Below are 21,848 nucleotides of genomic sequence, written 5' to 3' on the forward strand. Positions count from 1 at the left end.
TCATACAGGAATTTTATGCGCCGTCTTTTGTTGTGTCTTCTCGCTTCTGGCTTGCCCATCGCTTGCTCGTCCGTGCCGCCGGATAACGGCAGCAAAGCCGTTCAGTCCGAGCGTTGGGCAACCCCCGTCAAACACGATGCTAACCTTTATCGTATCGACGACAAGCTTTACCGCAGCGAGCAGCCTGTTGCCGAAGATAGCGAAGCCATCGTCAAACTGGGCATTCAAAGCGTGGTCAACTTGCGCTTTTTCGACCGCAACGATGACGACCATTTGAAAGCGTATGGTTTGACCTTGCTAAACCGTCCGTTGCTGTCATGGAGCATTAAGCCGAAAGAGATTGCGGAAATCCTATACTTAATTGAAAAACAACAGCAAAACGGCGCAGTGCTTATCCATTGTTATCACGGCGCAGACCGTACCGGTTTGATTGCCGGAATGTACCGCATCATTTATCAAGGCTGGACAGCGGAAGAGGCAAAAGCCGAAATGCAGCACGGGCCTTACGGTTATCACAGCATTTGGAAAAACATTGCCAACCTGTTTACCGAAGAGAAAGTCAAGCAGGTTAAAACGCACTTGGAAGCCTTGCGCAAACGCGGTTAACACCAAGATTTAAATGATAAAAGGCCGTCTGAAAGATTTGTTTTCAGACGGCCTTTTAAATGGCAGATTGCTTAAATCACAAAATCCGTAGTCGATAATTGAATGTTTTGATCCATATCGGCAGACGGGGTTTTGGACGAGCGGCCAACCGGTTTGGCCGGTACGCCGACAACGGTAATCGAAGACGGTACGTCGGCAACCACCACGCTGCCTGCGCCGATTTTGGCATTTTCGCCGATGCGGATGTTGCCCAAAATCGAAGCATTCGCACCAATCATCACGCCATCGCCTATTTTCGGGTGGCGGTCGCCGCTTTCTTTGCCCGAACCGCCCAACGTTACGCCGTGGAGGATGGAAATATTGTTGCCCAAGACGGCAGTTTCGCCGGCCACAAAACCGGTGGCATGGTCGAGCATCAGGCCGTGACCGAAACGGGCGGCCGGGTGGATATCGACACCGAAGACTTCCGACATGCGGTTTTGCAGAAAATACGCCAGCGTTTTACGGCCGTTTTGATAGAGCCAGTGGTTGATGCGGTGTGCCTGTACGGCGTGGAAACCTTTGAAATACAACAGCGGCAGCGAATATTCATCACAAGCCGGGTCGCGCTCATAAATGGCTTTCAAGTCGGCCTCGACGCATTTGCTGATACGGGTGTCCACGCTCAAAGCCTGCTGATAGATTTCAAACAGCGCGCGCACATCCATAATCGGGCTGCCGAGCTTGCTGGAAAGATGGTAGGCAAGTACCGAATCGAGAGAATCGTGGCGCAACACGGTTTGATGCAGGAAGCTCGCCAGCATCGGTTCGGCCGCGGCGGCCGCTTCGGTTTCTTCGCGGATGGTGTGCCACAGATTAAAATCGGTTGAATTCAAATGGTCTTTTTTCATATTCGAGGCCGTCTGAAGAATAAAATCAGATGGCTATCTTACCGTTTTCCAATGTCTTTTAACAAGGCATTTGATAATCGACGTTCAAATGCTTGAAGTTTTTTCAGACGGCCTTATATATGGGTTATTGAATGCTAACACTCTAAAAGGATGTCAGAAATGACGGATCGTAACGAACAACACCAAAACGAAGCCGAAGAAGCGGCAGCCGTAGAAACTGCTGAAGCAGTTGAAACCGAACAAGCCGAAGTACAAGCCGAGCCGACTTACGAAGATCTGCAGGCGCGTATTGCCGAGTTGGAAGGCCAGCTCAAAGACAGCGAGCTGCGCGGTTTGGCAAACGAGCAAAACCTGCGCCGCCGCCATCAGCAAGAAATCGCCGATACCCATAAATTCGCCGGACAAAAATTTGCGGCCGAAATGCTGCCTGTCAAAGACTACCTTGAAATGGCGCTGCTCGACCAAAGCGGTAATTTCGATGCCCTGAAAATGGGCGTGCAAATGACTTTGAACGAGTTGCAAAAAGCGTTTGATGCCACCCATATTAAAGAAGTCAATCCTCAGGCAGGCGAGAAACTTGATCCGCATTACCACCAAGCCATGCAGACAGTGGTCAGCGAGCAAGAGCCGAACACCATCGTCAGCGTGATGAAAAAAGGCTACACATTATCCGACCGCGTTTTGCGCCCTGCGATGGTTGTCGTGGCGAAAAAAGAAGATTGAAGGCACCGCTTGATAAAGTTTATCAAGCATAAAATCTTCAGACGGCCTTATCCGGTTTCAAAGCCCGATGTTCCGCTATTGGAAAATCATTCCGATAAACCGGAATCGGAAAATTAAAACCGGCCGTCTGAAAAAAGAATAAACGGCTTGTGGATAAATAAATCAAATACTTGAATTTAATTTGAAAAAAAATTCAAATTAAGCCTTGAAAAAAAATGAAGCAACCTTATTTACAAGCCATCGGAACGAAATGTTCCACAGGATTATTAATTTAGAAAAGTTTATTTATTAGGAGCAACATAATATGGCAAAAGTAATCGGTATTGACTTAGGTACAACCAACTCTTGTTTGGCCATTTCTGAAAACGGTCAAACCAAAGTGATCGAAAATGCAGAAGGTGCACGCACCACTCCTTCCGTTATCGCTTATCTGGACGGCGGCGAAGTCCTCGTTGGCGCACCCGCCAAACGCCAAGCGGTAACCAACGCTAAAAACACCATCTACGCTGTAAAACGTTTGATTGGTCATAAATTTGAAGACAAAGAAGTTCAACGCGACATCGAATCCATGCCTTTCGAAATCATCAAGGCCAACAACGGCGACGCATGGGTGAAAGCGCAAGGCAAAGAGCTGTCTCCGCCGCAAGTTTCCGCAGAAGTTTTGCGTAAAATGAAAGAAGCCGCTGAAGCTTACTTGGGTGAGAAAGTCACCGAAGCCGTGATTACCGTTCCTGCCTACTTCAACGACAGCCAACGTCAAGCGACTAAAGACGCAGGCCGTATCGCAGGTTTGGAAGTAAAACGTATCATCAACGAACCAACCGCAGCCGCTTTGGCATTCGGTATGGACAAAGGCGACAACAAAGACCGCAAAGTAGCCGTATATGACTTGGGTGGCGGTACTTTCGATATCTCCATCATCGAAATCGCCAACCTCGACGGCGACAAACAATTTGAAGTATTGGCTACCAACGGCGATACTTTCTTGGGCGGTGAAGACTTCGACCAACGCTTGATCGACTACATCATTGACGAGTTCAAAAAAGAACAAGGCATTGATTTGAAACAAGACGTAATGGCTCTGCAACGTCTGAAAGAAGCTGCCGAAAAAGCCAAAATCGAATTGTCCAGCGGTCAGCAAACTGAAATCAACCTGCCATACATCACTATGGACGCAACCGGTCCTAAACACTTGGCCATGAAAATTACCCGTGCCAAATTTGAAAGCCTGGTTGAAGATTTGATCCAACGTTCTATCGAGCCTTGTAAAGTTGCATTGAAAGATGCCGGCTTGAGCACCAGCGATATCGACGACGTGATTTTGGTCGGCGGTCAGTCCCGTATGCCGAAAGTACAAGAAGCCGTTAGAGACTTCTTCGGCAAAGAGCCGCGCAAAGACGTGAACCCTGACGAAGCCGTTGCCGTAGGCGCAGCGATTCAAGGCGAAGTATTGAGCGGCGGCCGCAGCGACGTATTGCTGCTGGACGTAACCCCTCTGTCCTTGGGTATCGAAACCATGGGCGGCGTGATGACCAAGCTGATTCAGAAGAACACCACCATCCCGACCAAAGCGTCGCAAGTGTTCTCTACCGCCGAAGACAACCAAAGTGCAGTAACCATCCATGTACTGCAAGGCGAACGCGAACGCGCTTCCGCCAACAAATCTTTGGGTCAGTTCAACTTGGGCGACATCGCACCCGCACCGCGCGGCATGCCGCAAATCGAAGTAACCTTCGACATTGACGCCAACGGCATCCTGCACGTTTCCGCCAAAGACAAAGGCACCGGCAAAGCAGCCAACATCACCATCCAAGGTTCTTCAGGTTTGAGCGAAGAAGAAATCGAACGCATGGTGAAAGATGCCGAAGCCAACGCTGAAGAAGATAAAAAACTGGCTGAATTGGTCGCTTCCCGCAACCAAGCTGAAGCCCTGATTCACTCTGTGAAAAAATCTCTGGCTGATTACGGTGACAAGCTCGACGCTGCCGAGAAAGAAAAAATCGAAGCTGCGTTGAAAGAAGCTGAAGAAGCAGTTAAAGGCGACGACAAAGCCGCTATTGATGCCAAAGCCGAAGCTTTGGGTGCAGCCAGCCAAAAATTGGGCGAAATGGTTTACGCTCAAGCGCAAGCCGAAGCACAAGCAGGCGAGGGCGCACAAGCCGAGTCTTCTGCTAAGAAAGACGACGACATCGTAGATGCCGACTTTGAAGAAGTAAAAGACGACAAAAAATAATTGATGCCGTCTGAAAAAGCGCGAATCGAAAGGTTCGCGCTTTTTGTCGTTTGGAAAATGTGTAAAGACGCTTTGTCGAAATTGACGGTAAACTTTCAAAACCTTGCTACATCATCGTGTTGCCATACTTCTATTGCCGAATTTTGAACAGATTTCGCTGAATGCTGACAGCAGCTGACAGTCAAAGCCATTAATATTTTGTCCATTGCTTGAGTGCGAAAAAATTCTTATTTTTACCTCAAATCAACCCTTGAAAGAAGATAAATATGAAAAAACTGATTCAAATGACCTCTTTGATGGTTGCTGCTGCCGGTTTGGTATTGGCTCCTGTCGCTTCTGCACACGGCAAACACGAAATGCATCCGAAACAAGAGCGTATGCACAAAAAAGCCAAACCGCAAAAAATGAAAAAACCTGCACCTAAAGACAAACACCACGCAGCCAAGCCCAAACATCATCAAGAGCATCGCCACGAACATCATTAAGATGAATCCTCAACAATAAATAAGGCCGTCTGAAACCCAAACATCAGGTTTCAGACGGCCTTCGGTTTATCTGTCAAATAGAGCTTTGCCGTTTTTCTTGTGCCAAACGGGTCGGTTCCAGCCAGGCAATGTTTCTTTCTGCCAGCGCATTGCGCCAATAATCCAGTTTGGTATCCAAATCTTCAGAGAAGCTGCCTTGATTCAAAAGCTGAATGATAACGCCGCCGTCCGTAGCTTCGGCCAAGCGGCTGATTTGACGCAAAATGCCGCGGTCGGGAACAGTTTGCGTGCGTACGCCGATGAGAAGTTGCGCCGGAGTTTGTTTCAATTCGGCTTCTAATTGTTCCAAATCTTTTCTGCCGGCGACCACGCCTTTGTCTATCCATTCTTGCGCCAAAATGCCGGAAAACCAAAGCGGCTCAGGCCATTCCGTTTCCAGTGTAACTGCCCATTTGGGCGCATTATTCAGCGTAATTTTGGATGAAACGGGAACGATGTTTTCCTGAAAATCATCGGCATCAACAATCTTCGTTTGCCATGTACGGAGGATGTTTTGATAGTAGGGCTGATTCAAATCCAAACGTTCGCGAAGGGTTTTTAAAGTAATCTTGCAAGCCAGCCAAGCAATCAAGCGCGGTAGAATACCATAGCAGATGATGCTGCCGATGAGTAAGCCCGCCCAAGCGCGTGCATCTTCGATATGATTGTTCAGACGGCCTGCAATTACGGCCTGACTGTCGGGAACAGGAAAGCCCAAACGTTCCGGCAGCCATGACAAAGCTTCAACCGTTTTCACCAATGTCGTATTGCTTAAAAGTGTACTTTCCCAGTTGAACGTATATTGACGCACCAAAAGCAGCAGCAAAACAGAAACCAACATTCCCGACAGCGTGCATAGCCACAGGCTGTGCGAAGTTGCACCAATCAGCCAACGCGTTTGCGGTTTACGCCATTCATCCACATAAAGCCGCAAAATTGCCTGATTGACCGGGTCTTTACCTCGGAACCAAGTTGCCGGACTGCTGAAAAAGTGCACATTTTTCAAACGAAGGAATAAAGTCGCCAGCCACACCAGCAGCATGACTGTATTCATGCCCAAAATCCCGGCCAATACCAGAAAAAAGTTCAGCCCTTGATTGTCCATCAAAAGATAAGTGCTGGAAAAACCGACCGTAAACAACAATGTCGCCGCAACAATCCAAAGCCAAAACGAGCCTGTCTCCACCTGCTGCAACACATATTTCAAATGCTGGTCGCGGTCAATAATTTGGGCGCGGCGTATCAGTTTTTCCTCGTTGCCGCCATCAATATGTCGCAACGCTTCCGTCGCCTGCACAGGATCTCCCGGAAAAATATAGGCACGTTCTTCAAGGATACGGACCAATTCGACAAGTTTTTGCGATGGATTCAACATAAATGATAGGCCGTCTGAAAGATAAAATGGAAACGTCTGTTATACCCCCAAATAAACCCCTTTTTTGCAAAGGTCAAAAAATTAAAAGCAGTTTTGATTTTGAATAGGGTATATAGTGGAATAGATGTAAAAAAAGCAGCCTGAAAGCTGCTCATTTTGAGTGTGGTGCGGACGGAGTGCATTTAAACAGCTAATCGATTATAGTAGATTATGATTGATTTAGATAGATTATATATACAAATCAATCTCATATCTGCACCACTCAATACATTATGATTGATTAGAATTGATTATAACATATAATGCCGTGTCCCCTCAGTGTCCCAAAAATACCCACATGGCAACCATCGAAAAGCGCAACGGAAAATATCGCGTCAAAGTCCGTCTGAAAGGTGTTACCAAGTCTGAAACATTTGCCCTGAAATCTGATGCCGTCGCATGGGCGGCGCGGACTGAAGCGGCAATCTTGGACGGCGTGCAGGGCAATGCGCCTAAAAGCCTATATTTTGCCGATTTGCTGACACGATACCGCGATGAAATCACGCCCACGAAGCGAGGCAATAGGGCGGAAACGTACCGTCTGAATCGTGCGTTACGGTCGGATTTGGCAAACATAAAAGTCAGCGACCTGCGCCCACATCATTTTGCCCAATGGCGCGACAATCGAAAAAAAGAAGTGCAAGAGGCCACGGTCAGGCGTGAGCTTGAAACGCTGTCGGCCGTCTGTCAAATGGCGGTCAAAGAATGGGGCTTATTGCCGTCAAATCCGCTGTTACAAATCAGACGGCCCAGCAAAGGAAAGGCGCGAAACTACATACCGCCCGATGATATTGTTTTGGCTGTCGTGCGTGAGCTTGGTGTAGCTGACGGCGTGCCGATAATCACGGCAAAACAGCGTATCGGCTTGGCTGTCTTGTTTGCGATTGAGACGGCCATGCGTGCCGGGGAAATCTGTAACATGGCTTGGCGTGATGTGCATTTGAGCCGGCGCGTGGTGCATTTGCCAATGACAAAAAACGGTAGCAGTCGTGATGTGCCGTTGTCTAAAAAGGCTATGGCGATATTGGATAGATTGCCACGCTCTGAGAGTGGGTCTGTGTTTGATATAAGCTCCCACACGCTTGATGTAATGTTCAGACGTGCGAGGGCAAAAGTTGAAGGGGCTGAGGCCTTCCATTTCCACGATACGCGACACAAGGCACTGACGCGCATGGCGGCGAAAGTTGAACCTATGCAACTGGCGAAAATCAGCGGTCACAAGGATTTGAGAATCCTGCTCAACGTGTACTATAACCCTGATATTGGCGAACTTGCCGATTTGCTAGATTGAAAAAAACCGCCTGTTACGGCGGTTTCTCTATTTCTGACGGCGGCGACGGATAAAGTCGTGTACTTCTGCTTTCGGCCATAACCGTTTGCGCGGCGAAATTACAAACGGCTTTGGGAAGTCTGCCTGTTTGCAAGTCTGATTAACGAATGTTGCGCGTTTGACGTGTAGTAATTCCGCGCATTCTTGCGCTGTTAGATACATCTTCTTGCCTTTCTAATCTTCATCAGGCGGTATTTCCGCCGTCTGTCGGATTGGTAGTTGTTGCGCGGGTTATTGGATATCAATCAAAACTGGTTCTTTGCCTGTTATCTGCCGCATTTCGCGTTTAAGGATTGCTAGGCAGATAAGGCCTGCGTTCTGGGCAATGCTGCCGCAGTCTTCGCCATCTTTCGGCATTGGCTCGTCCGAGGTCAGCTTGATAAACAGGCCGTCCGGTTGGTCGCTGATGAGGATGCTTACTGTTGCCATTATTTGCCTCTCGTATCAGGCGGGTCTGGTAATACGACGGGAGACCAACACTTAACCTTTTCGGCATCCATTTGGTCAATAAACGCCCAACCACATATAGAGTCATACGCGCTTAATGTTACATCATCTCCGCCTAACCAAATAAATACCATGTTACATTCATCAGGTAGTCTATCCTCCACGCTTACCCATTCGGATTGCGCGGCTTTGGCTTGCCAACCTTCCCATTTGTACTGAGTACCAAGGCGGCTGTATTCGTCGCCTTCTCGTTCCGTTTTCGGGTCGGTTGGATACCGTTCGGCCATCCACGCCTCAAACGCTTTGCGCTCTTGTTCGATTCTTTCGGGTGTCATTGCATCTTTCCTTTTTGTCATTTGTTAAATAGGCTTGAATTTCTTTTTAAACTCTTCCAATGGGCGGACGAAAACCGTGTCGTCGTCAACATAAGCCTTTTTATAAATAGCCATATCTGTCAAATCAGATTCCAGTTTTGCAATCCCTAAAAATGTATATTCCCCACCTTTGTAATGACGGTAGATTTGGAATCGTTGCAATAAAATTTCAGGTGTATCATCTTTCATCTTTGCTGTCCTTTCTGATATTCGTTTATCTGTACCGCCACTTTCGGGATTCCTGATAGCTCTATAGCAATCAGGACGGCGGCAATCAGGACGGCGGCAATTAGGTCTTTCATATTCGGCACATCCTTTCCCCAATCCAGCGCATAACCGGTACCGCCATGCTGTTGCCGATGGCTTTGTAGCGCGGACCGTCCGGGCAGTCGGCGGCGGGTTTGCCGCGCCACGGGATTTGCGTGTGGTTATCCGGGAATCCTTGTAGCCTCTCGCATTCGACTGGGGTTAGTTTTCGTACTTTTGGATAATTTATAACGCAGTTGCCGTCACAAATCTGGTCCGAATCTACGCCTCTACCACCAAACCCAGTGGTTAACGTTGCTCCAATATTGACAATAAGTGTTTCGCTCCCTCCGGATAAAGCCCCTCCTTTCCTTTTTAACGTGCCGGCGGTGTTGGATGCCTGGAATGTTCCAAAGCTTCCCTCAATAAATGTGGCAGATTCTTTCCCCTTTTTTCCGCCCGTCTCAGGATTCCTACTTTTGCTCGGCTGCTCAAATAGTATTTGGGCGGCACGTCTGTCTCGATTACCTGCGATAAGAAACACTCTTCGGCGACGTTGGGGGACTCCGAAATATTGGGCATCCAAGATTCGCCATGCGATTTCGCATTCGTCCGAACGCACAATACCAGCACCCGTCCATCTGCCCCTTGTTGGGACAAGCTCTTTGGACTCGCCAAGCAAAGCTGCCAAAAAACATCCGAAGGCGTTGTCTCGTGTTGATAAAACGCCGGGGACGTTTTCCCACAGTACAACTGCGTCGGGCAGTCCGTAGCGTCTTCGAATAGTGTTAATTGCATTTAAAATCCTTACAAAAACAAGCGTAAGATTTCCGCGTTCGTCATTTAGGCTGTTTCTTAAGCCGGCAACCGAAAAAGCCTGGCAAGGTGTACCACCGACCAATATATCTGGTGCCTCAATTTCCCCCGACAAAATCCGCTCCGGTAACGTCGTCATGTCGCCGTAATTTGGGATAGTCGGGTAATGATGCGCCAATACCGCGCATGGGAAAGGTTCAATTTCGGAAAACCATATCGGCTTCAGATTCAGGCCGCTCCACGCAACAGATACCGCCTCTATACCGCTGCAAACACTTCCGTATGTTAGGTCTTTCATGCTTCTGCTTCCTGTCGCATAAGGCTAATCAGGTTTGCTGCCCGCTTGAAATGCTTAGTCCAGTTGAAACAACTGAAGCCTGTTCCGCTGTCGCAATGTCGGATAATGTTTTCCGAATCCTTGACAGCCTGAACCAGTGCGCCTCCCTTGTTCTTGACAAGCATTTTCATGAGTGGTTGCCGCACGTCGCCGATGCGTTGCGGGCGTACAGGATTAAGCGGCTTTCCGTACATCGCCGATAACTCCGAATCTGCGTGAATACCCACATCGTAAAGCAGGTTGGCGGCGTGTATGATTCGGTCTGTAAATTCAGCGTATGGCATTTTCAGGCGGCGGGCTTCCGCGCGGGAATCGCTGCCGTTGACGACTTTATCAACCGCCGAAATCAAACCGCCATCAAGTTCTAAAAACGTCATGGCTTTTTTGGTAACACTGACGGCGAGCGAGTATGTCGATACTTCGGCGATTAACCGCACCGGAGCATCTTTCAAAAACTCTTCATACGCGGCGAAGAGATTAGACAGCGGACGCAATACCAATTGACGCTGATTCGGGCTTAGGTCGTCAAAATCCTTAGTCCATTGCGCGACCGCTTGCGACGCTTCACGACAGGCAAACTCCACGCTTTTCTCGTTCGCTGGGTCGTCTGTGTTACAGTACAAGCCCAATCGTTGCACCTGCTTGATGATATGTTCTGCGAAATTGATTAGCTCCTGATTGCAGGCGTAGCGCATATCTTGCATTGATAACCACATTTTGACGCTACACGTTACCGCCTCATCTTCGGACACTTTCGCGCCTGACAACATCTCGGCGATGTTTTCTTTTTGCGCTTTCGATAATGTGGATAGGCGGTTTCTGTCAACATTTTTTACCGCTCCCGCGCGTTTCAATGCGCGTTCTTCTTGGGTCAATTTCTTCGCCGCTTTCTTGGCGTCCATCATCTGTTTCGCCGTTTGGCGTGGTGCTACTGTTTGCATTTGCATTTTGTTTCCTCGCTTAATTGCCGTCCTCTCAACGGCTCGGACGTTTTAGGCCGTCTGCCTGTGGGTTAGTTAGTTCACATCCCCTGCAAGGAACAATGAGTTATTAACCATTGTTTGGGCGGTGACAATAAAACCAGTTGGGTTTTCTTTAATATGCTTGGAAATATCATTAATAAAAATAGACACCAATGCCGCTGATAAGTAAGCAATTGTTTCAGATACATTATCTCCATGCACTGGCTCGATGGTTGGGGCTTCTAAATCAATTCCTACGTCATCGGCAGAAATTTTAAAAATATATTCAGTCATTTTTTAATCCTTTATTTAAAACGGCACGTCATCTGCCATATCTTCAACAGGCGCGGCAGGTGCTTGCGGATACTTCGGCTGTTCCTGCGCCGCTTGGCTATTACCGCCCAACATCTTCATTTCGTTGGCGATAATCTCGTAAGCCGTACGCTCGATACCGTCTTTGCCTTGGTATTTGCGGCTTTGGATTTTGCCCTCTAAGTAAACTTGACTGCCTTTTGTCAGGTATTTGCCTGCAATCTCTGCCAGTTTGCGGTACATGGTGATGTTGTGCCATTCTGACCGCTCCTGCTTCTGCCCATTACTGTCTTTCCAGCTTTCACTTGTCGCTACGGAAAAGTTACAGACGGCCTCGCCGTTTGGCATATAGCGTATAGTTGGTTCTTGACCAAGCCTACCAATTAGGATAACTTTATTTAAGCTCATACTTTATTCCTTTCAATTGCAGCACCTAGATAGCCGCGCTTTCCTGCTATTAAATTTTTAAATGATTTAGGATTAATTCTGTTTTTCATAGAACAATCCTGCATATTGTCTTTTTGAGTACCAATAAAAAGATGAGATGGATTTACACAGGAAGGGTTATCGCATTTATGACATACAAACATTCCTTTAGGAATAGCTCCATTCCTAAGTTCATAAGATAAACGGTGCGCCTTAATTGCTGATTCACCCTGCTGTGTAGCTAAACGTCCATAACCGTTCTCATCCTTACTCCCAAGCCAAAGCCAACAATCATTATCACGTTTTTTATCAACAAAATTCCAAAATCTAATGTGAATTGGTGTTGGCTCTACGGATTTATTTTTACAACTGATACTGCAAAAATTTCTTTCTTCCCATTGTTTTTGAGAGTCTCTTTTCCTTTTAAAAAACTCCCTACCACAGCATCTGCATTCTTTTGTTTCTTGCATAATCTTTCCTCTTATTCAGGGTCTTTGCCCAAACGCCCGATGAGGATTACTTTATTCAGCATTTTTGCTTCCTTTTAAAACTGTTTTGACAGGCTTCCAGACGACCTTTCCGTCCACTTCCTGCGCCTGTCTGATTCCTACGATATGGATGTCAGGATTCCCATCCGACAGCCTGATAAACTCTTCGGCGGTCTCGATAGACGAATATTCAGGGCTGATTTGGTAGCGGCTGTTGCTAAGCCGCTTCCATTTGCGGGTATCCTCGTACCACTTGGAATCATCTTTGTTGTAAACAAGCCGCCGCCGTTTTTCTTCTTCGGCGCGGACTTTTCCGAAAACGGCAAACATGGCTACTCCTGTTTATTTAATCTGCAAGTTCAAACGCTCTTCAATCTTCGCGCCTGCAACTTCTTGACCGCTTTCGATCGCTTTCTTGATGGCCGTCTTATCCGGAACGATGGTTACACGCTCGCGCATAAACTCAGCAGGGATTTGTGCTTCATCGAAAACGTCAACCGCTTTGGATTTACGGAATGAGGCTTTGAAAGTGCCGTCATCTGCTTTAATTTCTTTGATTCCAGCGGCAATCATGTTGCGCTCCAGATAGTCTTTCAGGCTTTGATTTCGCGCTTTGATGGCCTTGAGTTTCTCGCTCATTTGCTTGATGTGTTCTTCAAGCATTGTTTCTGTCGCTTCTTGGTTTTTGATGTAACCAATCACGGACTGGGCTTTAACATCAAATTGCCCGATAACAGCTTCAAGCGTGTCTTGTCGTTCCGCCTCGGTGTCGAAGTGATGGTCTAAGGCAGCCTGTACGTCAGCGGCGCATTGGTATAGTGTGATGTTCATTAATCTTGCTCCTGTTGGTTGTTTTGGAAATCGGCTTTCCGGTTTTCGTAAATGTCTTTGACTTTCGCGCGTAGCTTGCCGTCTGTATGCTTCCACGCGTCAGCGAAGATTTGTTTCAGTTCATCTTCTGTCTTCGCTTCGGCTACTGCTTTCTCATACGCCACAAGGTCAAAAGGCGGATTCTTTTCAACCTCCGGCAAATCTTCGCCTGCGTAGATGTACAACCCAAGCCCAAACATACCCAAGCATTTAACAAGACAACGCATCTTGTTTTTATTGATGTCAAAACTGTTTGGGTTTTGAATCGCCTTGTTGCGATGGTCGATGACTGGAAGCCACATGTAACGGCTAATGGCTTGGTCGTCTTTTTTGACTGTTACTGTTACGCCTACCTCTGCCGTGCCGTCTGAAAAGAACTTTTCAGGGTGTATTTCAAAACTGCTTTCGGGGTAGTGTTCCATCAGCGTTTGCCATGCCCATGCCCATGAGAGATAGCTCAATCCGTTCTTTTTCTCTACCTTGTCATTCACGTTCACTGCTGACAGGGTTTTCCATACTTCTTGAGGGAAACTCATTTTCCTTATTCCTTTCGGTTTCTTCTTGTTGCTCAAGCTCTTGCATGACTTGGCAATAAAACATTAATTCTTGGCACATGATTAAACCTTTCACACTCCCGTTCATTTCGGAAGCTCCTTGTGTTTGCAATATCGCATTGATGGTTTGCCAGTTTTCTTATCCACCTTCTCATTGCCATGCTTATCAACTCGAGGCTTGAGAATTGCTATATAAACAGGTCGAATAAAATCTTCCTGACCTTTGCAAAGTTCCACAAAATCCATAGCTATCTTTTCGGATGAAAAGTCGCCTGAAATTTGATAGCAGCCTGTATCTTTAGCAAAAGTCTTTTCTTCGTCTTGGACTTTCACCCCAAGTTTGTTAAATGACTTTTCATATTCTTTTTTCTTTTGCTTACCAAATACTGCAAACATTATTTAACCTCCGCGTCTCCCATGACCTTGACTTCGTCTGGCATGGCGTTGTACATCTGCTCAACCTGTGCTTCTTGGCTGATGGTTTCAGGCTCTTCCGGCTTCTCTGTCTTGCTGGGAAAGCTGTAAGCGGCAACCGTGATAGCTGACACGGCTAAAACTGTGCGAATTGCGTATTTCATGATGCCCTCCTAGTCGTTCCATGTTCTTAAGTTGTACTCATATTCCGCCTGCGCTTCGGCAATTTCGCGCTTGCACTGCTTGATGGCCTCTCGATTAAGGGCTTTGTTCACGCCGTCTAAGATGTTTCCGCTCAAGATTTCCAGTAGGTCGGCGGCTGACCACTCTTTCAGGTAGTCCTCGACAATCTGCTCAACACGCGCGTCGTCATAGTCCATATCATCGTCAAGCATTGCGTCATGTTGGTTTTGTAAGCTGTTCAAAGTAGCCATTTGCTTTTCCTTAAATCTTGCTGTCTTCTTGCTTGAAGCGGCTTGGGTAAGAAACTTAGATTGGTCGAATGAATGTTGTCGGTTGGGCGTTGATGACTGCTTGGCATGCTTCCAAATATGTTTTGAACTCTTTTACTACCCCGCCCCAAACTTGTTTAACGATGAATTTTTTTGCCTTGCCGCGACCAGTTTCAAAAATTTGGCCGATAGTGCATTCTTGATTGATTGAGTAATCTTCAAATTGCATGGCATTTGCGATGTGTTTCATTTTTAGCTCCTAGTTAGTGTGTTTTGCTTCGATGGGTGTAGTATAGCAAAGCTAAACAATAAATCAATAGCAAAGCTATACTAATTTTGCTATATTTTGCTATATTTTTGATTATTAAAAGAATTTATTTTTGAAATTTCGCAGGCGCAAAAAAACCGCCCGAATGGCGGTGTATCATGAAAAAGAAAACCGCCCTAGGGCGGTTCGGTATTGTTATGAGTGGTAAGGAAGCCAAGAAAAAAACAGAGGATGGCTCTCGGAGAGAATATGGTTGTGTGTTTTCATTCTTACATAAATGCGGTCGTTGTCTGAAACGGGTAGTCCGCTGATTGTTTGGTGTAGCATGAATGACGCGTTTTCTTCTGTATAACTGCCGTCATATGGTGGAATCTCAAATACGGAGATTACATCATCGTTGCGGACGATCTCCAGAAAAATTTGACGGGTTTGCAAGGTCTGTATATCCATTCCTTTGGCGGAAAATGAAATAGACAGGCACAGACGGCCTAAAATAGCTTGCTGTGTCGGGATATGGCATATATCGGGAAATATACCTATCAGACTGTATTTGTCATTTTCCGCATGGCGGATGATTTCATCGCAATAGTGGACATTTAGGTGGATCATGCCTGCTCCATATATTCGTACTGCTGTTCAAACGCTGCGCGAACTTCAAGCGGGGAAACGCCTAATGCGTTTGCCAGTTTTTGTACAGTCTCATTATGTAGGGATTGTTTGCTGTTTTCGATGCGGGACAGATAGGGTTGACGCAATCCTGCGGCGGCTGCCAATTCAGACTGGGTAAACCCCTTTTTCATCCTCAGGCTGACAAATGTCTCCCCGCCTGCTTTGAGGGCTATTTTATCGGCAATTTTCGCTGCCGCCCTGTCCATCGCTGCTTTGCGGCGCGGATTTTTCCGTACATGCTCAATATGTTCTACGGCGGGGGTAGTGTTGGGGCTTATCGGTTTGACGCATTTAATCTGCCCGTTTATCCGCAGGCAGTTTATGTGGGTGATGGGGGTGGCGGATGTAGGTGTTGATACTGTGCAGGCGGCCACGGCAACAGTGAGTGTTGCGCCCATTTGGAACCATGTGCCGTTAGTTGGAGTACAGTTCTTCATAGTCTTTGATAATCCGTTTTGTGATTGGGTGTTCTGCCTGATAGTTAAATTTGTCTGTCTTCTTGTTTACAACAGCCAATATATCTATGCGGCGGATATACGCGCCGTTTGGCTGTTTTTCATGGCATGGTGCGTAAATTATTCTGTATCCGGCGACTTCTTCGCTGTCAGATCGGACGCGCAAAACTTTGATGTCTTTTTCCCATAATGACAATATGGGTTTCACTTCCAAATCAATCGGGCCTATGGTTTCGCCATATTCTCTGAAGTATTTGTTTTTGTATAAGCCATCAAAAATAGCAGAGTCCGCCTGAATCATCTCAATGATGTTCTCGAGATAAGCGACCGCTTCTTCGTCTTTTTCAAAGAGGCGGTCTAAATCCTGTTCGGCGTTAAAGTGGACGGTCAGCTCCATGAGTGCCCTTTTTATATATATTATATCTTTTTAGTTATACCGCGCAATATGCGGTAATAAATCAGTTGTTCAAGTATTTTAATCCAACACGCTCCACCAGAAGACGCGGCCGATAACGTTCAGGCTGTCTAAAGGGGCGGTTTCGTCTTTGTATTCCGGGTTGTAGCTTTTGATGCGTACTTGGTTATCAGGCAGCTTTTGCAAGATTTTTGTACGCAACAGCCCACCGTGGTTGATGGCATAGATTTTGCCGTCTTTAATTATTTTATCGGCGGTATTAATACCTAGTGTAGCCCCATCGGGGAATACCGGCTCCATACTGTCTCCGTCGGCAGATACGCAGACAACATCATCGGGGCTTATCCCATGCCGTCTTAAGGTCGATTTCGAGAAACGCAGTTTATAGCCGTTATGGTCTTCAATGTCATCTGAAAAACCGTTACCGGCTGACAAACAAACGTCTTTATAAAATGGAACTTCGCAATCGTCGTCAGATAACGGTGTTTTGCTATCCCAAGCGTCAATAGTGCCGATAATGGTGGCGTTTGATTTGATGGAATCAACAGGGGTGCCCGGATCATCTTTTCCATCCATCCATCCGCGCGGCAATCCAAGCGCGGTCTCAATTTGTGCGGCTACGCCGTCCCCAATATTCCTGTATCCATTAAGCCATTGGTTTATTTGTGCCGGCGCCTTGTTGATTGCCCGGGAAAACTCAGCTTGATTGCCGTTAAACCTGCCAGCTATCAGATTTTTAATTCTATCTACTCGGTTCATGTCATCCCTCCGTCAAATGAATATAAATATAAAGCATAGCTATATTTATCAATGCTACTATTTTATATTTAGCTATGCTATACTCATGCTAAATTAATTTAACAGAGGTCGGAATGAATTTAAGAGATTATTGCGCAATACGCGGCAATCAGTCTGATTTAGCACGGAAAACAGGGATTTCCCCGTCTTTCATCCATCAGATTGCTAAAGGATTGAAGCCTGTCCCAATTCAGTCGGCGGCGTTGATTGAAAAGTCAACAAGCGGAAGGGTGACACGAAAAGAAATGTTTCCTGATAACTGGCATTTAATCTGGCCGGAATTGGCAGACGACCAACCCAAATAAAAAAGCCCGTCGGGGATGACGGGCTAAGGTGGCTGTTCAAACCACGTTATGGAGTCGAGATTATGAACGATAAAAAGACCCAATGCAAGAAGATTGTTGATTACATCCGCGCAAACGGACACATCACGTCTTTAGAGGCTTCTAAGTATTTGAATATTACGCAGTTATGTTCACGAATCATCGACTTGGAAAGCAGGGGATTTGTTTTCAACAAGCCTAAATTCAAGGTCGGCAACTGTAAAAATCCGGTCGCGCATTACTCGATCGCCAGGTCAGGAATTGAACTATGAACCGAGAACAAAGAATGCACGAAGCCCGATTGCTGGTGTTGGCTTATATGCAAGCAGAAGATGTCATGAAAGCGCAAGAAGCGTTGGATAGGTGGGCTGAAATTGTGAAAGGGGTTGATGATGGCAATTATTCGGACGAAGCGTGAACACAGTTACACAGTCGTCAGTAACAAGATTTACGACAAGAATCAACTGAGCTGGCAAGCAATGGGATTACTCGGATACCTGCTGACAAAGCCTGATAACTGGCAAGTAATGGTCGCAGAGCTTGTGAATGTTACCAAGGACACGAAAAAGCCGACAGGTCGAGAAGGTGTTTACAACATCATCAACGAGCTAAAAGAGAAAGGTTTTATTTCAGTAAGAAAAAACAGTGATGGTTCAACGGATTACACGGTTTACGACGAGCCGATTCAACAATCCAATCAGGAAAACCCTAATCAGGGTAAGCCTAATCAGGCTGAGCCTAATCAGGGTAAGCCTAATCAGGCTGAGCCGACACTAGTAAATACTGAATATAAACAAGTACTGAATATAAACAAATACGGAGAAGAAGAGGACGCGGAAAACGCCGCTTCTGCGAGCGAAAAAAACATCAGCAACGTCTTTGGAGATTTTCCGATTACTGACGACTGGGAGCCTAAAGACAAAGCGGCGTTTGATGCCAAACTCAGACGGTCGCAGATTCCAAGTCTTGGAGACAAACGAATCAAAGATGCGCTGATTGAGTTTACAGGCTACTGGGGAGCAAGAGGCGATATGCAAACGCAGGCGATGTGGGAACACAAGTTTTTTCAATCACTGACACGCTTAAAGGCAAGAGGCGAATTGGGCGCGGTAAGACGAGACCCTGCACACAAACGCATAGCTGTACGAACTGCTGACGGTATGCCGGTAGTTAAAAAATCATCAGGGCTTCGACCATTGGGGAAATTTTGAAAATGACTGAGCAATTTGAAATCTTGGCAAGCTTGGAAGCAGAACAGTCAGTCTTGGGCGCAATCCTGATTGACAACGATTCTGCAAACTTGCTGACAGGATTAACGCCAAAGGATTTTTTCAGCGATAAAAACGGCCTGATTTTCAAGACGGCCATGTCGATGATTTCAGACGGCCTGCCGGTAGATGTGATTACGCTTGATGCCGAACTTGGCAAGCGTGGATTGAGCGAAGAAACAGGCGGCCTTGCCTACCTGATTGACCTGCAACAAAACACGCCATCGGCGGCGAATGTTGGCCGATATGCGCGGCTGGTGTCGGAAAGTGCGGCAGAGCGTGAATTGAGATTTGCCGCTGAACAAATCGGGAAGCTGGCAACAGAGCGAGACGGCAGAAGTATTGCCGACAGACAGGCGGAGGCAGTGGCCTTGCTGGACAAAATCAGCGACACGGCGGCAGGCAATAGCGAATCAATGAGCTATGAGGACGCACTGGAAGCAACACTGCACCACTGGGAGCGCATTTTAGAAACTGGCGGAATGCTTGGCTTCTCAACTGGTTTCAGCAATTTGGACGAAGCGACAGGCGGCCTGCAACGCGGAAATCTGACGGTAATCGGCGCAAGGCCTGGCATGGGTAAATCCGTGTTGGCTGAAAACATTGCCCGGCATTGTGCAAAAAACGGCTTGTCCGTCCGATTCCAAAGCTACGAGATGTCAGGTATTGAGTTAACACAGCGAGGAGCGGCAGCGGAACATTCGATTGATTACGGCAGGTTGAAAAAATATCGCATGACGCGTGAAGAGCATAACGGCTTCGCTGAATACCTGAACGAAGCTAGAGACTGGAAGTTTGTGATCGATACGGAAATGGTCGGAATTGAAGTAATCGCCGCGCGATGCCGACTAGAGAAACGCAAATCAGGGCTTGACCTGCTTGTTGTTGACCATTTGCACCTGATGCCGCGCAAAGGCGTAAACGAGGTTGCTGAACTTGATGACATTACGGCACGGCTGAAACGCTTGGCAATGGAACTGCAAATTCACGTCTTGCTTGTTGCACAGTTGAATCGAGCGACGGAGAAACAGGCAGACAAGCGGCCAAGCCTTGCAGACCTACGAGGAAGCGGCGGTATTGAGCAAAACGCAAACTTAGTTCTGATGCCATACCGTGAGGGTTACTACGATTCAGACGCACCGCAAGAAACGGCTGAATTGATTATCGCCAAAAACCGAGACGGCGAGCGTGGCGTTTTGGACCTAGTGTGGCAGGGTCAGTATCAACGATTCTGCGAGTATGGGTATTACAGCTAAGGAGCGGTAAATGCGTGAAACCTGCTTCTACTGCAAACACGCAAACTTTCAATCAGAGGCAAACACGCCGATGAGAGGGTTTGCAAGATGCGAGAAATCGCAAACGCCTGAGCAACGGGCGAGCTTCTACTTCGGAGGCTATCAGTGCGACAAGGGCGATTACTGGAGCGGCGGAAAAGGTTTCCAGCCAGCCGATGAAATCGTGATACAGAAACGGCGCGAAAAGTTTGAAGAATGGCGCAACAAAAGGAAGTGAAAAATGAAAAACTGGTTAATCGAGAAATTGGGCGGCGTGAGTAAGAAAGACCATGAGGAGGTTATTCAGGTCGCTGAGCGATTGAGAAGCACTGTGACAGATTACAGTCAGAGGATTTCAGACGGCCTGAAAGAAAAAGCCGAAATGAGAGCAGAAAAAGCCGAAATGGAAAAGGCGGCGGAAATGGTCAGCGCGAATCTATCCGAAACAATAGACCGTCTGAACGAGGCGAATCGAACAATTAGCGGATTAAGGCAAATTGTTAATGGGTCGGCAAAAAATTCTGAAGAGAAGAACAAGAAAATCGAAGAATTGCAAGCGGAAATTGAAGCGAAGAACGCAGAGCTTGCAAGGGTTAAATCAGAGATTATCGCAATCTCAAAAGTTAAAGCTGATACGACACTGAAAACAGAAATCCAACGTCTGCGAGCTGAATTGGAGTTACTGAAACGCAATAAATTCAAGCGAGGCCGCAAATGATGACACTGTTTTTAATTGGGCTTGGTGCGATAGCGGCACTGATCGGCATCACTCTTTGGGTAGATATGCCGCCGGTTGATGAATTTGGTTGTAGGTTGAAAGGGGACGAAGATGGAAACTAAGAAATGCAATAAATGCGGAAAAGTGAAACCGTTACCGGAAATGACTAGACGCAGGAATGAAGAAACAGGGGAGTTTAAATACTTGGCTTATTGTAAATCCTGCAAGGCCAAGTATCAAAAACAGTACATCCGAGAGAATCGAGATGAAATTGACCGAAAACAGCACGAACGACGGCAGAAAACACAAAAAGAGAAGCGAACGGGCGTAAAACAAGAGCCATGCAAGCCGGTGGCAGTTGAGCCTAAGTCTAAAGTTTGCACATGCTGCAAGCAAGAAAAGCCGATAGACAGCTTTTATAAAAAATATCCAAACAGCGCCGGAATCTGGGTTTACAGCTCACAGTGCAAGGAGTGCAAAAGAGCGGCTTACATGGCGAAGCATGGAAGCAATGAATGGAGTAATCCGCGTGGACGACCAAAAAAACCGAGCGTATGGGATTTGACGTGTATGCCTAAAGGCTTGAGTGTCGAAGATACTGTCAATCTTTCAAACGAAGCATTCCCCCTGTTGAGTAACCAGTATTGGAAAGCAGGGGAAGCCCAAAAGATTTACAAACAATTCGGCATGAAATGGAGTTATTTATGAAATTTTCGGTATTTTGATTTGCGTATCGGTCGTAGTGTTGGCGATTGGCTTTGTTGAATGGGTCGGAAAGAAAGTACGCAACCAAGACGATGATTGGGGGTGGGAGTTGGCCGTATTAATCCCGATTGCGCAAATAGTAGAGGCGGCGGAAAGGGCAAATGTTCTTTCCCTGCCATACCCAATCAGCACGAACCGATACTGGAAAACATTTCGGAATCGGCAAGTATTAAGCAAGGAAGCGAAAGCGTACAAGCTTTGTGTTTCTCACGCGGCGGAAAGAGCAGGTTTTAGGCCGTCCGAAAAAGATGTAATCCTGTTTGTCAGCCTAGTGCCGAAGATGAATAAGGACGGTACGGCAAGCAAGGTAATACTAGACCTTGATAACTGCCTAAAAGTCGCTGTCGATGCCTTGCAAGGCGTTGTCTATCACAACGACAAGCAAGTCAGATTTATTTTAGCAACATACGCAAGCGAGCCAAGAGAGGACGGCGGGCTTGATATAGGAATTGCGGAGTTAAGAAGTGGTTAAAATTT

At 46.8% G+C, this 21,848-nt stretch carries 37 protein-coding genes; 15 read left to right on the plus strand and 22 right to left on the minus strand.

Features of this window, described 5'->3' with window-relative positions; all coding sequences use genetic code 11:
• The first annotated feature begins 15 nt into the window (after positions 1-15).
• Positions 16-606: a tyrosine-protein phosphatase gene (locus ACTHSQ_RS07125; protein WP_440371477.1), complete on the plus strand. Its 591-nt coding sequence runs from the start codon at positions 16-18 to the stop codon at positions 604-606.
• A gap of 71 nt (positions 607-677) precedes the next feature.
• On the opposite strand, the gene cysE is transcribed toward ACTHSQ_RS07125, so the two are convergent.
• Positions 678-1,496: a serine O-acetyltransferase gene (cysE, locus tag ACTHSQ_RS07130; protein WP_049329088.1), complete on the minus strand. Its 819-nt coding sequence runs from the start codon at positions 1,494-1,496 to the stop codon at positions 678-680.
• A gap of 150 nt (positions 1,497-1,646) precedes the next feature.
• Here cysE and grpE point away from each other — a divergent pair, with 150 nt between their 5' ends.
• From grpE to ACTHSQ_RS07145, 3 genes are all read left to right on the plus strand, one after another.
• Positions 1,647-2,219 carry a nucleotide exchange factor GrpE gene (grpE, locus tag ACTHSQ_RS07135; protein ID WP_308887835.1) on the plus strand — a complete coding sequence of 191 codons (573 nt, stop codon included), beginning with the start codon at positions 1,647-1,649 and terminating at the stop codon, positions 2,217-2,219.
• 304 nt (positions 2,220-2,523) lie between these two features.
• Positions 2,524-4,452 (plus strand): molecular chaperone DnaK, encoded by a 1,929-nt coding sequence (gene dnaK / locus ACTHSQ_RS07140; RefSeq protein ID WP_440371478.1) that lies wholly within the window; start codon positions 2,524-2,526, stop codon positions 4,450-4,452.
• Positions 4,453-4,718: 266 nt separating this feature from the next.
• Complete coding sequence (locus ACTHSQ_RS07145) at positions 4,719-4,937, plus strand: hypothetical protein (protein ID WP_049329085.1); 219 nt, start codon at positions 4,719-4,721, stop codon at positions 4,935-4,937.
• Between the two features lie 73 nt (positions 4,938-5,010).
• On the opposite strand, the gene ACTHSQ_RS07150 is transcribed toward ACTHSQ_RS07145, so the two are convergent.
• Positions 5,011-6,351, minus strand: a complete 1,341-nt coding sequence (locus ACTHSQ_RS07150; RefSeq protein WP_440371479.1) for a DUF2868 domain-containing protein — start codon at positions 6,349-6,351, stop codon at positions 5,011-5,013.
• A gap of 337 nt (positions 6,352-6,688) precedes the next feature.
• On the opposite strand from ACTHSQ_RS07150, the gene ACTHSQ_RS07155 reads away from it, so the two are divergent.
• Positions 6,689-7,681, plus strand: coding sequence for a tyrosine-type recombinase/integrase (locus ACTHSQ_RS07155; RefSeq protein WP_440371480.1), 993 nt, complete (start codon positions 6,689-6,691; stop codon positions 7,679-7,681).
• A 27-nt stretch (positions 7,682-7,708) separates the two neighbouring features.
• On the opposite strand, the gene ACTHSQ_RS07160 is transcribed toward ACTHSQ_RS07155, so the two are convergent.
• The 20 genes from ACTHSQ_RS07160 to ACTHSQ_RS07255 form a co-directional block, all read right to left on the minus strand.
• Positions 7,709-7,882 (minus strand): helix-turn-helix transcriptional regulator, encoded by a 174-nt coding sequence (locus tag ACTHSQ_RS07160; RefSeq protein ID WP_440375946.1) that lies wholly within the window; start codon positions 7,880-7,882, stop codon positions 7,709-7,711.
• A 69-nt stretch (positions 7,883-7,951) separates the two neighbouring features.
• Positions 7,952-8,149 carry a hypothetical protein gene (locus tag ACTHSQ_RS07165; RefSeq protein WP_440371481.1) on the minus strand — a complete coding sequence of 66 codons (198 nt, stop codon included), beginning with the start codon at positions 8,147-8,149 and terminating at the stop codon, positions 7,952-7,954.
• Positions 8,149-8,502 (minus strand): hypothetical protein, encoded by a 354-nt coding sequence (locus tag ACTHSQ_RS07170; protein ID WP_440371482.1) that lies wholly within the window; start codon positions 8,500-8,502, stop codon positions 8,149-8,151. The genes ACTHSQ_RS07165 and ACTHSQ_RS07170 overlap by 1 nt, the downstream gene beginning before the upstream one ends.
• A gap of 24 nt (positions 8,503-8,526) precedes the next feature.
• Positions 8,527-8,730 (minus strand): DUF1653 domain-containing protein, encoded by a 204-nt coding sequence (locus tag ACTHSQ_RS07175; protein WP_440371483.1) that lies wholly within the window; start codon positions 8,728-8,730, stop codon positions 8,527-8,529.
• A gap of 109 nt (positions 8,731-8,839) precedes the next feature.
• On the minus strand, positions 8,840-9,901 hold the full coding sequence (locus tag ACTHSQ_RS07180; protein WP_440371484.1) for a DNA cytosine methyltransferase: 1,062 nt from the start codon (positions 9,899-9,901) through the stop codon (positions 8,840-8,842).
• A complete protein-coding gene (locus tag ACTHSQ_RS07185; RefSeq protein ID WP_440371485.1) occupies positions 9,898-10,887 on the minus strand; it encodes a hypothetical protein in 990 nt (329 codons plus the stop codon). Before ACTHSQ_RS07185 ends, ACTHSQ_RS07180 begins: the two co-directional genes overlap by 4 nt.
• A gap of 69 nt (positions 10,888-10,956) precedes the next feature.
• Positions 10,957-11,196 carry a hypothetical protein gene (locus ACTHSQ_RS07190; protein WP_440371486.1) on the minus strand — a complete coding sequence of 80 codons (240 nt, stop codon included), beginning with the start codon at positions 11,194-11,196 and terminating at the stop codon, positions 10,957-10,959.
• Between the two features lie 15 nt (positions 11,197-11,211).
• A complete protein-coding gene (locus tag ACTHSQ_RS07195) occupies positions 11,212-11,622 on the minus strand; it encodes a single-stranded DNA-binding protein (protein ID WP_440371487.1) in 411 nt (136 codons plus the stop codon).
• Positions 11,619-12,110, minus strand: coding sequence for an HNH endonuclease signature motif containing protein (locus ACTHSQ_RS07200; RefSeq protein WP_377078366.1), 492 nt, complete (start codon positions 12,108-12,110; stop codon positions 11,619-11,621). Before ACTHSQ_RS07200 ends, ACTHSQ_RS07195 begins: the two co-directional genes overlap by 4 nt.
• A gap of 51 nt (positions 12,111-12,161) precedes the next feature.
• On the minus strand, positions 12,162-12,458 hold the full coding sequence (locus tag ACTHSQ_RS07205; RefSeq protein WP_440371488.1) for a hypothetical protein: 297 nt from the start codon (positions 12,456-12,458) through the stop codon (positions 12,162-12,164).
• A gap of 12 nt (positions 12,459-12,470) precedes the next feature.
• The gene (locus ACTHSQ_RS07210; protein ID WP_440371489.1) at positions 12,471-12,959 is read right to left on the minus strand and encodes a siphovirus Gp157 family protein; all 489 of its coding nucleotides are present in this window, start codon (positions 12,957-12,959) and stop codon (positions 12,471-12,473) included.
• Positions 12,959-13,534, minus strand: a complete 576-nt coding sequence (locus tag ACTHSQ_RS07215) for a Sak single strand annealing protein (RefSeq protein ID WP_440371490.1) — start codon at positions 13,532-13,534, stop codon at positions 12,959-12,961. Before ACTHSQ_RS07215 ends, ACTHSQ_RS07210 begins: the two co-directional genes overlap by 1 nt.
• Positions 13,535-13,636: 102 nt before the next feature.
• Positions 13,637-13,948 (minus strand): hypothetical protein, encoded by a 312-nt coding sequence (locus tag ACTHSQ_RS07220; protein ID WP_440371491.1) that lies wholly within the window; start codon positions 13,946-13,948, stop codon positions 13,637-13,639.
• Positions 13,948-14,130, minus strand: a complete 183-nt coding sequence (locus tag ACTHSQ_RS07225; protein WP_440371492.1) for a hypothetical protein — start codon at positions 14,128-14,130, stop codon at positions 13,948-13,950. Before ACTHSQ_RS07225 ends, ACTHSQ_RS07220 begins: the two co-directional genes overlap by 1 nt.
• A 9-nt stretch (positions 14,131-14,139) precedes the next feature.
• On the minus strand, positions 14,140-14,400 hold the full coding sequence (locus ACTHSQ_RS07230; protein WP_440371493.1) for a hypothetical protein: 261 nt from the start codon (positions 14,398-14,400) through the stop codon (positions 14,140-14,142).
• A gap of 55 nt (positions 14,401-14,455) precedes the next feature.
• Positions 14,456-14,668, minus strand: coding sequence for a hypothetical protein (locus ACTHSQ_RS07235; RefSeq protein WP_440371494.1), 213 nt, complete (start codon positions 14,666-14,668; stop codon positions 14,456-14,458).
• A gap of 213 nt (positions 14,669-14,881) precedes the next feature.
• On the minus strand, positions 14,882-15,295 hold the full coding sequence (locus ACTHSQ_RS07240) for a hypothetical protein (RefSeq protein ID WP_440371495.1): 414 nt from the start codon (positions 15,293-15,295) through the stop codon (positions 14,882-14,884).
• Positions 15,292-15,753, minus strand: coding sequence for a helix-turn-helix domain-containing protein (locus ACTHSQ_RS07245; protein ID WP_440371557.1), 462 nt, complete (start codon positions 15,751-15,753; stop codon positions 15,292-15,294). The genes ACTHSQ_RS07240 and ACTHSQ_RS07245 overlap by 4 nt, the downstream gene beginning before the upstream one ends.
• Before the next feature lie 16 nt (positions 15,754-15,769).
• Positions 15,770-16,207 carry a hypothetical protein gene (locus tag ACTHSQ_RS07250; RefSeq protein ID WP_440371496.1) on the minus strand — a complete coding sequence of 146 codons (438 nt, stop codon included), beginning with the start codon at positions 16,205-16,207 and terminating at the stop codon, positions 15,770-15,772.
• 78 nt (positions 16,208-16,285) lie between these two features.
• Entirely contained in the window at positions 16,286-16,984 is a 699-nt protein-coding gene (locus ACTHSQ_RS07255; protein WP_440371497.1) for a S24 family peptidase, read from the minus strand.
• 113 nt (positions 16,985-17,097) lie between these two features.
• On the opposite strand from ACTHSQ_RS07255, the gene ACTHSQ_RS07260 reads away from it, so the two are divergent.
• The 10 genes from ACTHSQ_RS07260 to ACTHSQ_RS07305 all read left to right on the plus strand — a co-directional run bounded on the left by ACTHSQ_RS07260 (position 17,098) and on the right by ACTHSQ_RS07305 (position 21,843).
• Positions 17,098-17,328, plus strand: a complete 231-nt coding sequence (locus ACTHSQ_RS07260) for a transcriptional regulator (protein ID WP_440371498.1) — start codon at positions 17,098-17,100, stop codon at positions 17,326-17,328.
• 62 nt (positions 17,329-17,390) lie between these two features.
• Positions 17,391-17,618: a helix-turn-helix domain-containing protein gene (locus tag ACTHSQ_RS07265; RefSeq protein ID WP_440371499.1), complete on the plus strand. Its 228-nt coding sequence runs from the start codon at positions 17,391-17,393 to the stop codon at positions 17,616-17,618.
• Positions 17,615-17,764 (plus strand): hypothetical protein, encoded by a 150-nt coding sequence (locus ACTHSQ_RS07270; protein ID WP_440371500.1) that lies wholly within the window; start codon positions 17,615-17,617, stop codon positions 17,762-17,764. Before ACTHSQ_RS07265 ends, ACTHSQ_RS07270 begins: the two co-directional genes overlap by 4 nt.
• Positions 17,736-18,557 carry a DnaT-like ssDNA-binding domain-containing protein gene (locus tag ACTHSQ_RS07275; RefSeq protein WP_440371501.1) on the plus strand — a complete coding sequence of 274 codons (822 nt, stop codon included), beginning with the start codon at positions 17,736-17,738 and terminating at the stop codon, positions 18,555-18,557. The genes ACTHSQ_RS07270 and ACTHSQ_RS07275 overlap by 29 nt, the downstream gene beginning before the upstream one ends.
• Before the next feature lie 2 nt (positions 18,558-18,559).
• Positions 18,560-19,870: a replicative DNA helicase gene (locus ACTHSQ_RS07280; RefSeq protein WP_440371502.1), complete on the plus strand. Its 1,311-nt coding sequence runs from the start codon at positions 18,560-18,562 to the stop codon at positions 19,868-19,870.
• 10 nt (positions 19,871-19,880) lie between these two features.
• Positions 19,881-20,126: a hypothetical protein gene (locus tag ACTHSQ_RS07285; RefSeq protein WP_440371503.1), complete on the plus strand. Its 246-nt coding sequence runs from the start codon at positions 19,881-19,883 to the stop codon at positions 20,124-20,126.
• Between the two features lie 3 nt (positions 20,127-20,129).
• Complete coding sequence (locus tag ACTHSQ_RS07290; protein ID WP_440371504.1) at positions 20,130-20,606, plus strand: hypothetical protein; 477 nt, start codon at positions 20,130-20,132, stop codon at positions 20,604-20,606.
• Positions 20,603-20,728 (plus strand): hypothetical protein, encoded by a 126-nt coding sequence (locus ACTHSQ_RS07295; protein ID WP_440371505.1) that lies wholly within the window; start codon positions 20,603-20,605, stop codon positions 20,726-20,728. Before ACTHSQ_RS07290 ends, ACTHSQ_RS07295 begins: the two co-directional genes overlap by 4 nt.
• Positions 20,718-21,314, plus strand: a complete 597-nt coding sequence (locus ACTHSQ_RS07300) for a hypothetical protein (protein WP_440371506.1) — start codon at positions 20,718-20,720, stop codon at positions 21,312-21,314. Before ACTHSQ_RS07295 ends, ACTHSQ_RS07300 begins: the two co-directional genes overlap by 11 nt.
• A 37-nt stretch (positions 21,315-21,351) precedes the next feature.
• Positions 21,352-21,843: a RusA family crossover junction endodeoxyribonuclease gene (locus ACTHSQ_RS07305; protein WP_440371507.1), complete on the plus strand. Its 492-nt coding sequence runs from the start codon at positions 21,352-21,354 to the stop codon at positions 21,841-21,843.
• Positions 21,844-21,848 lie beyond the last annotated feature (5 nt).

Source organism: Neisseria sp. P0009.S008, assembly GCF_051958615.1.
GTDB classification, from domain to species: domain Bacteria; phylum Pseudomonadota; class Gammaproteobacteria; order Burkholderiales; family Neisseriaceae; genus Neisseria; species Neisseria subflava.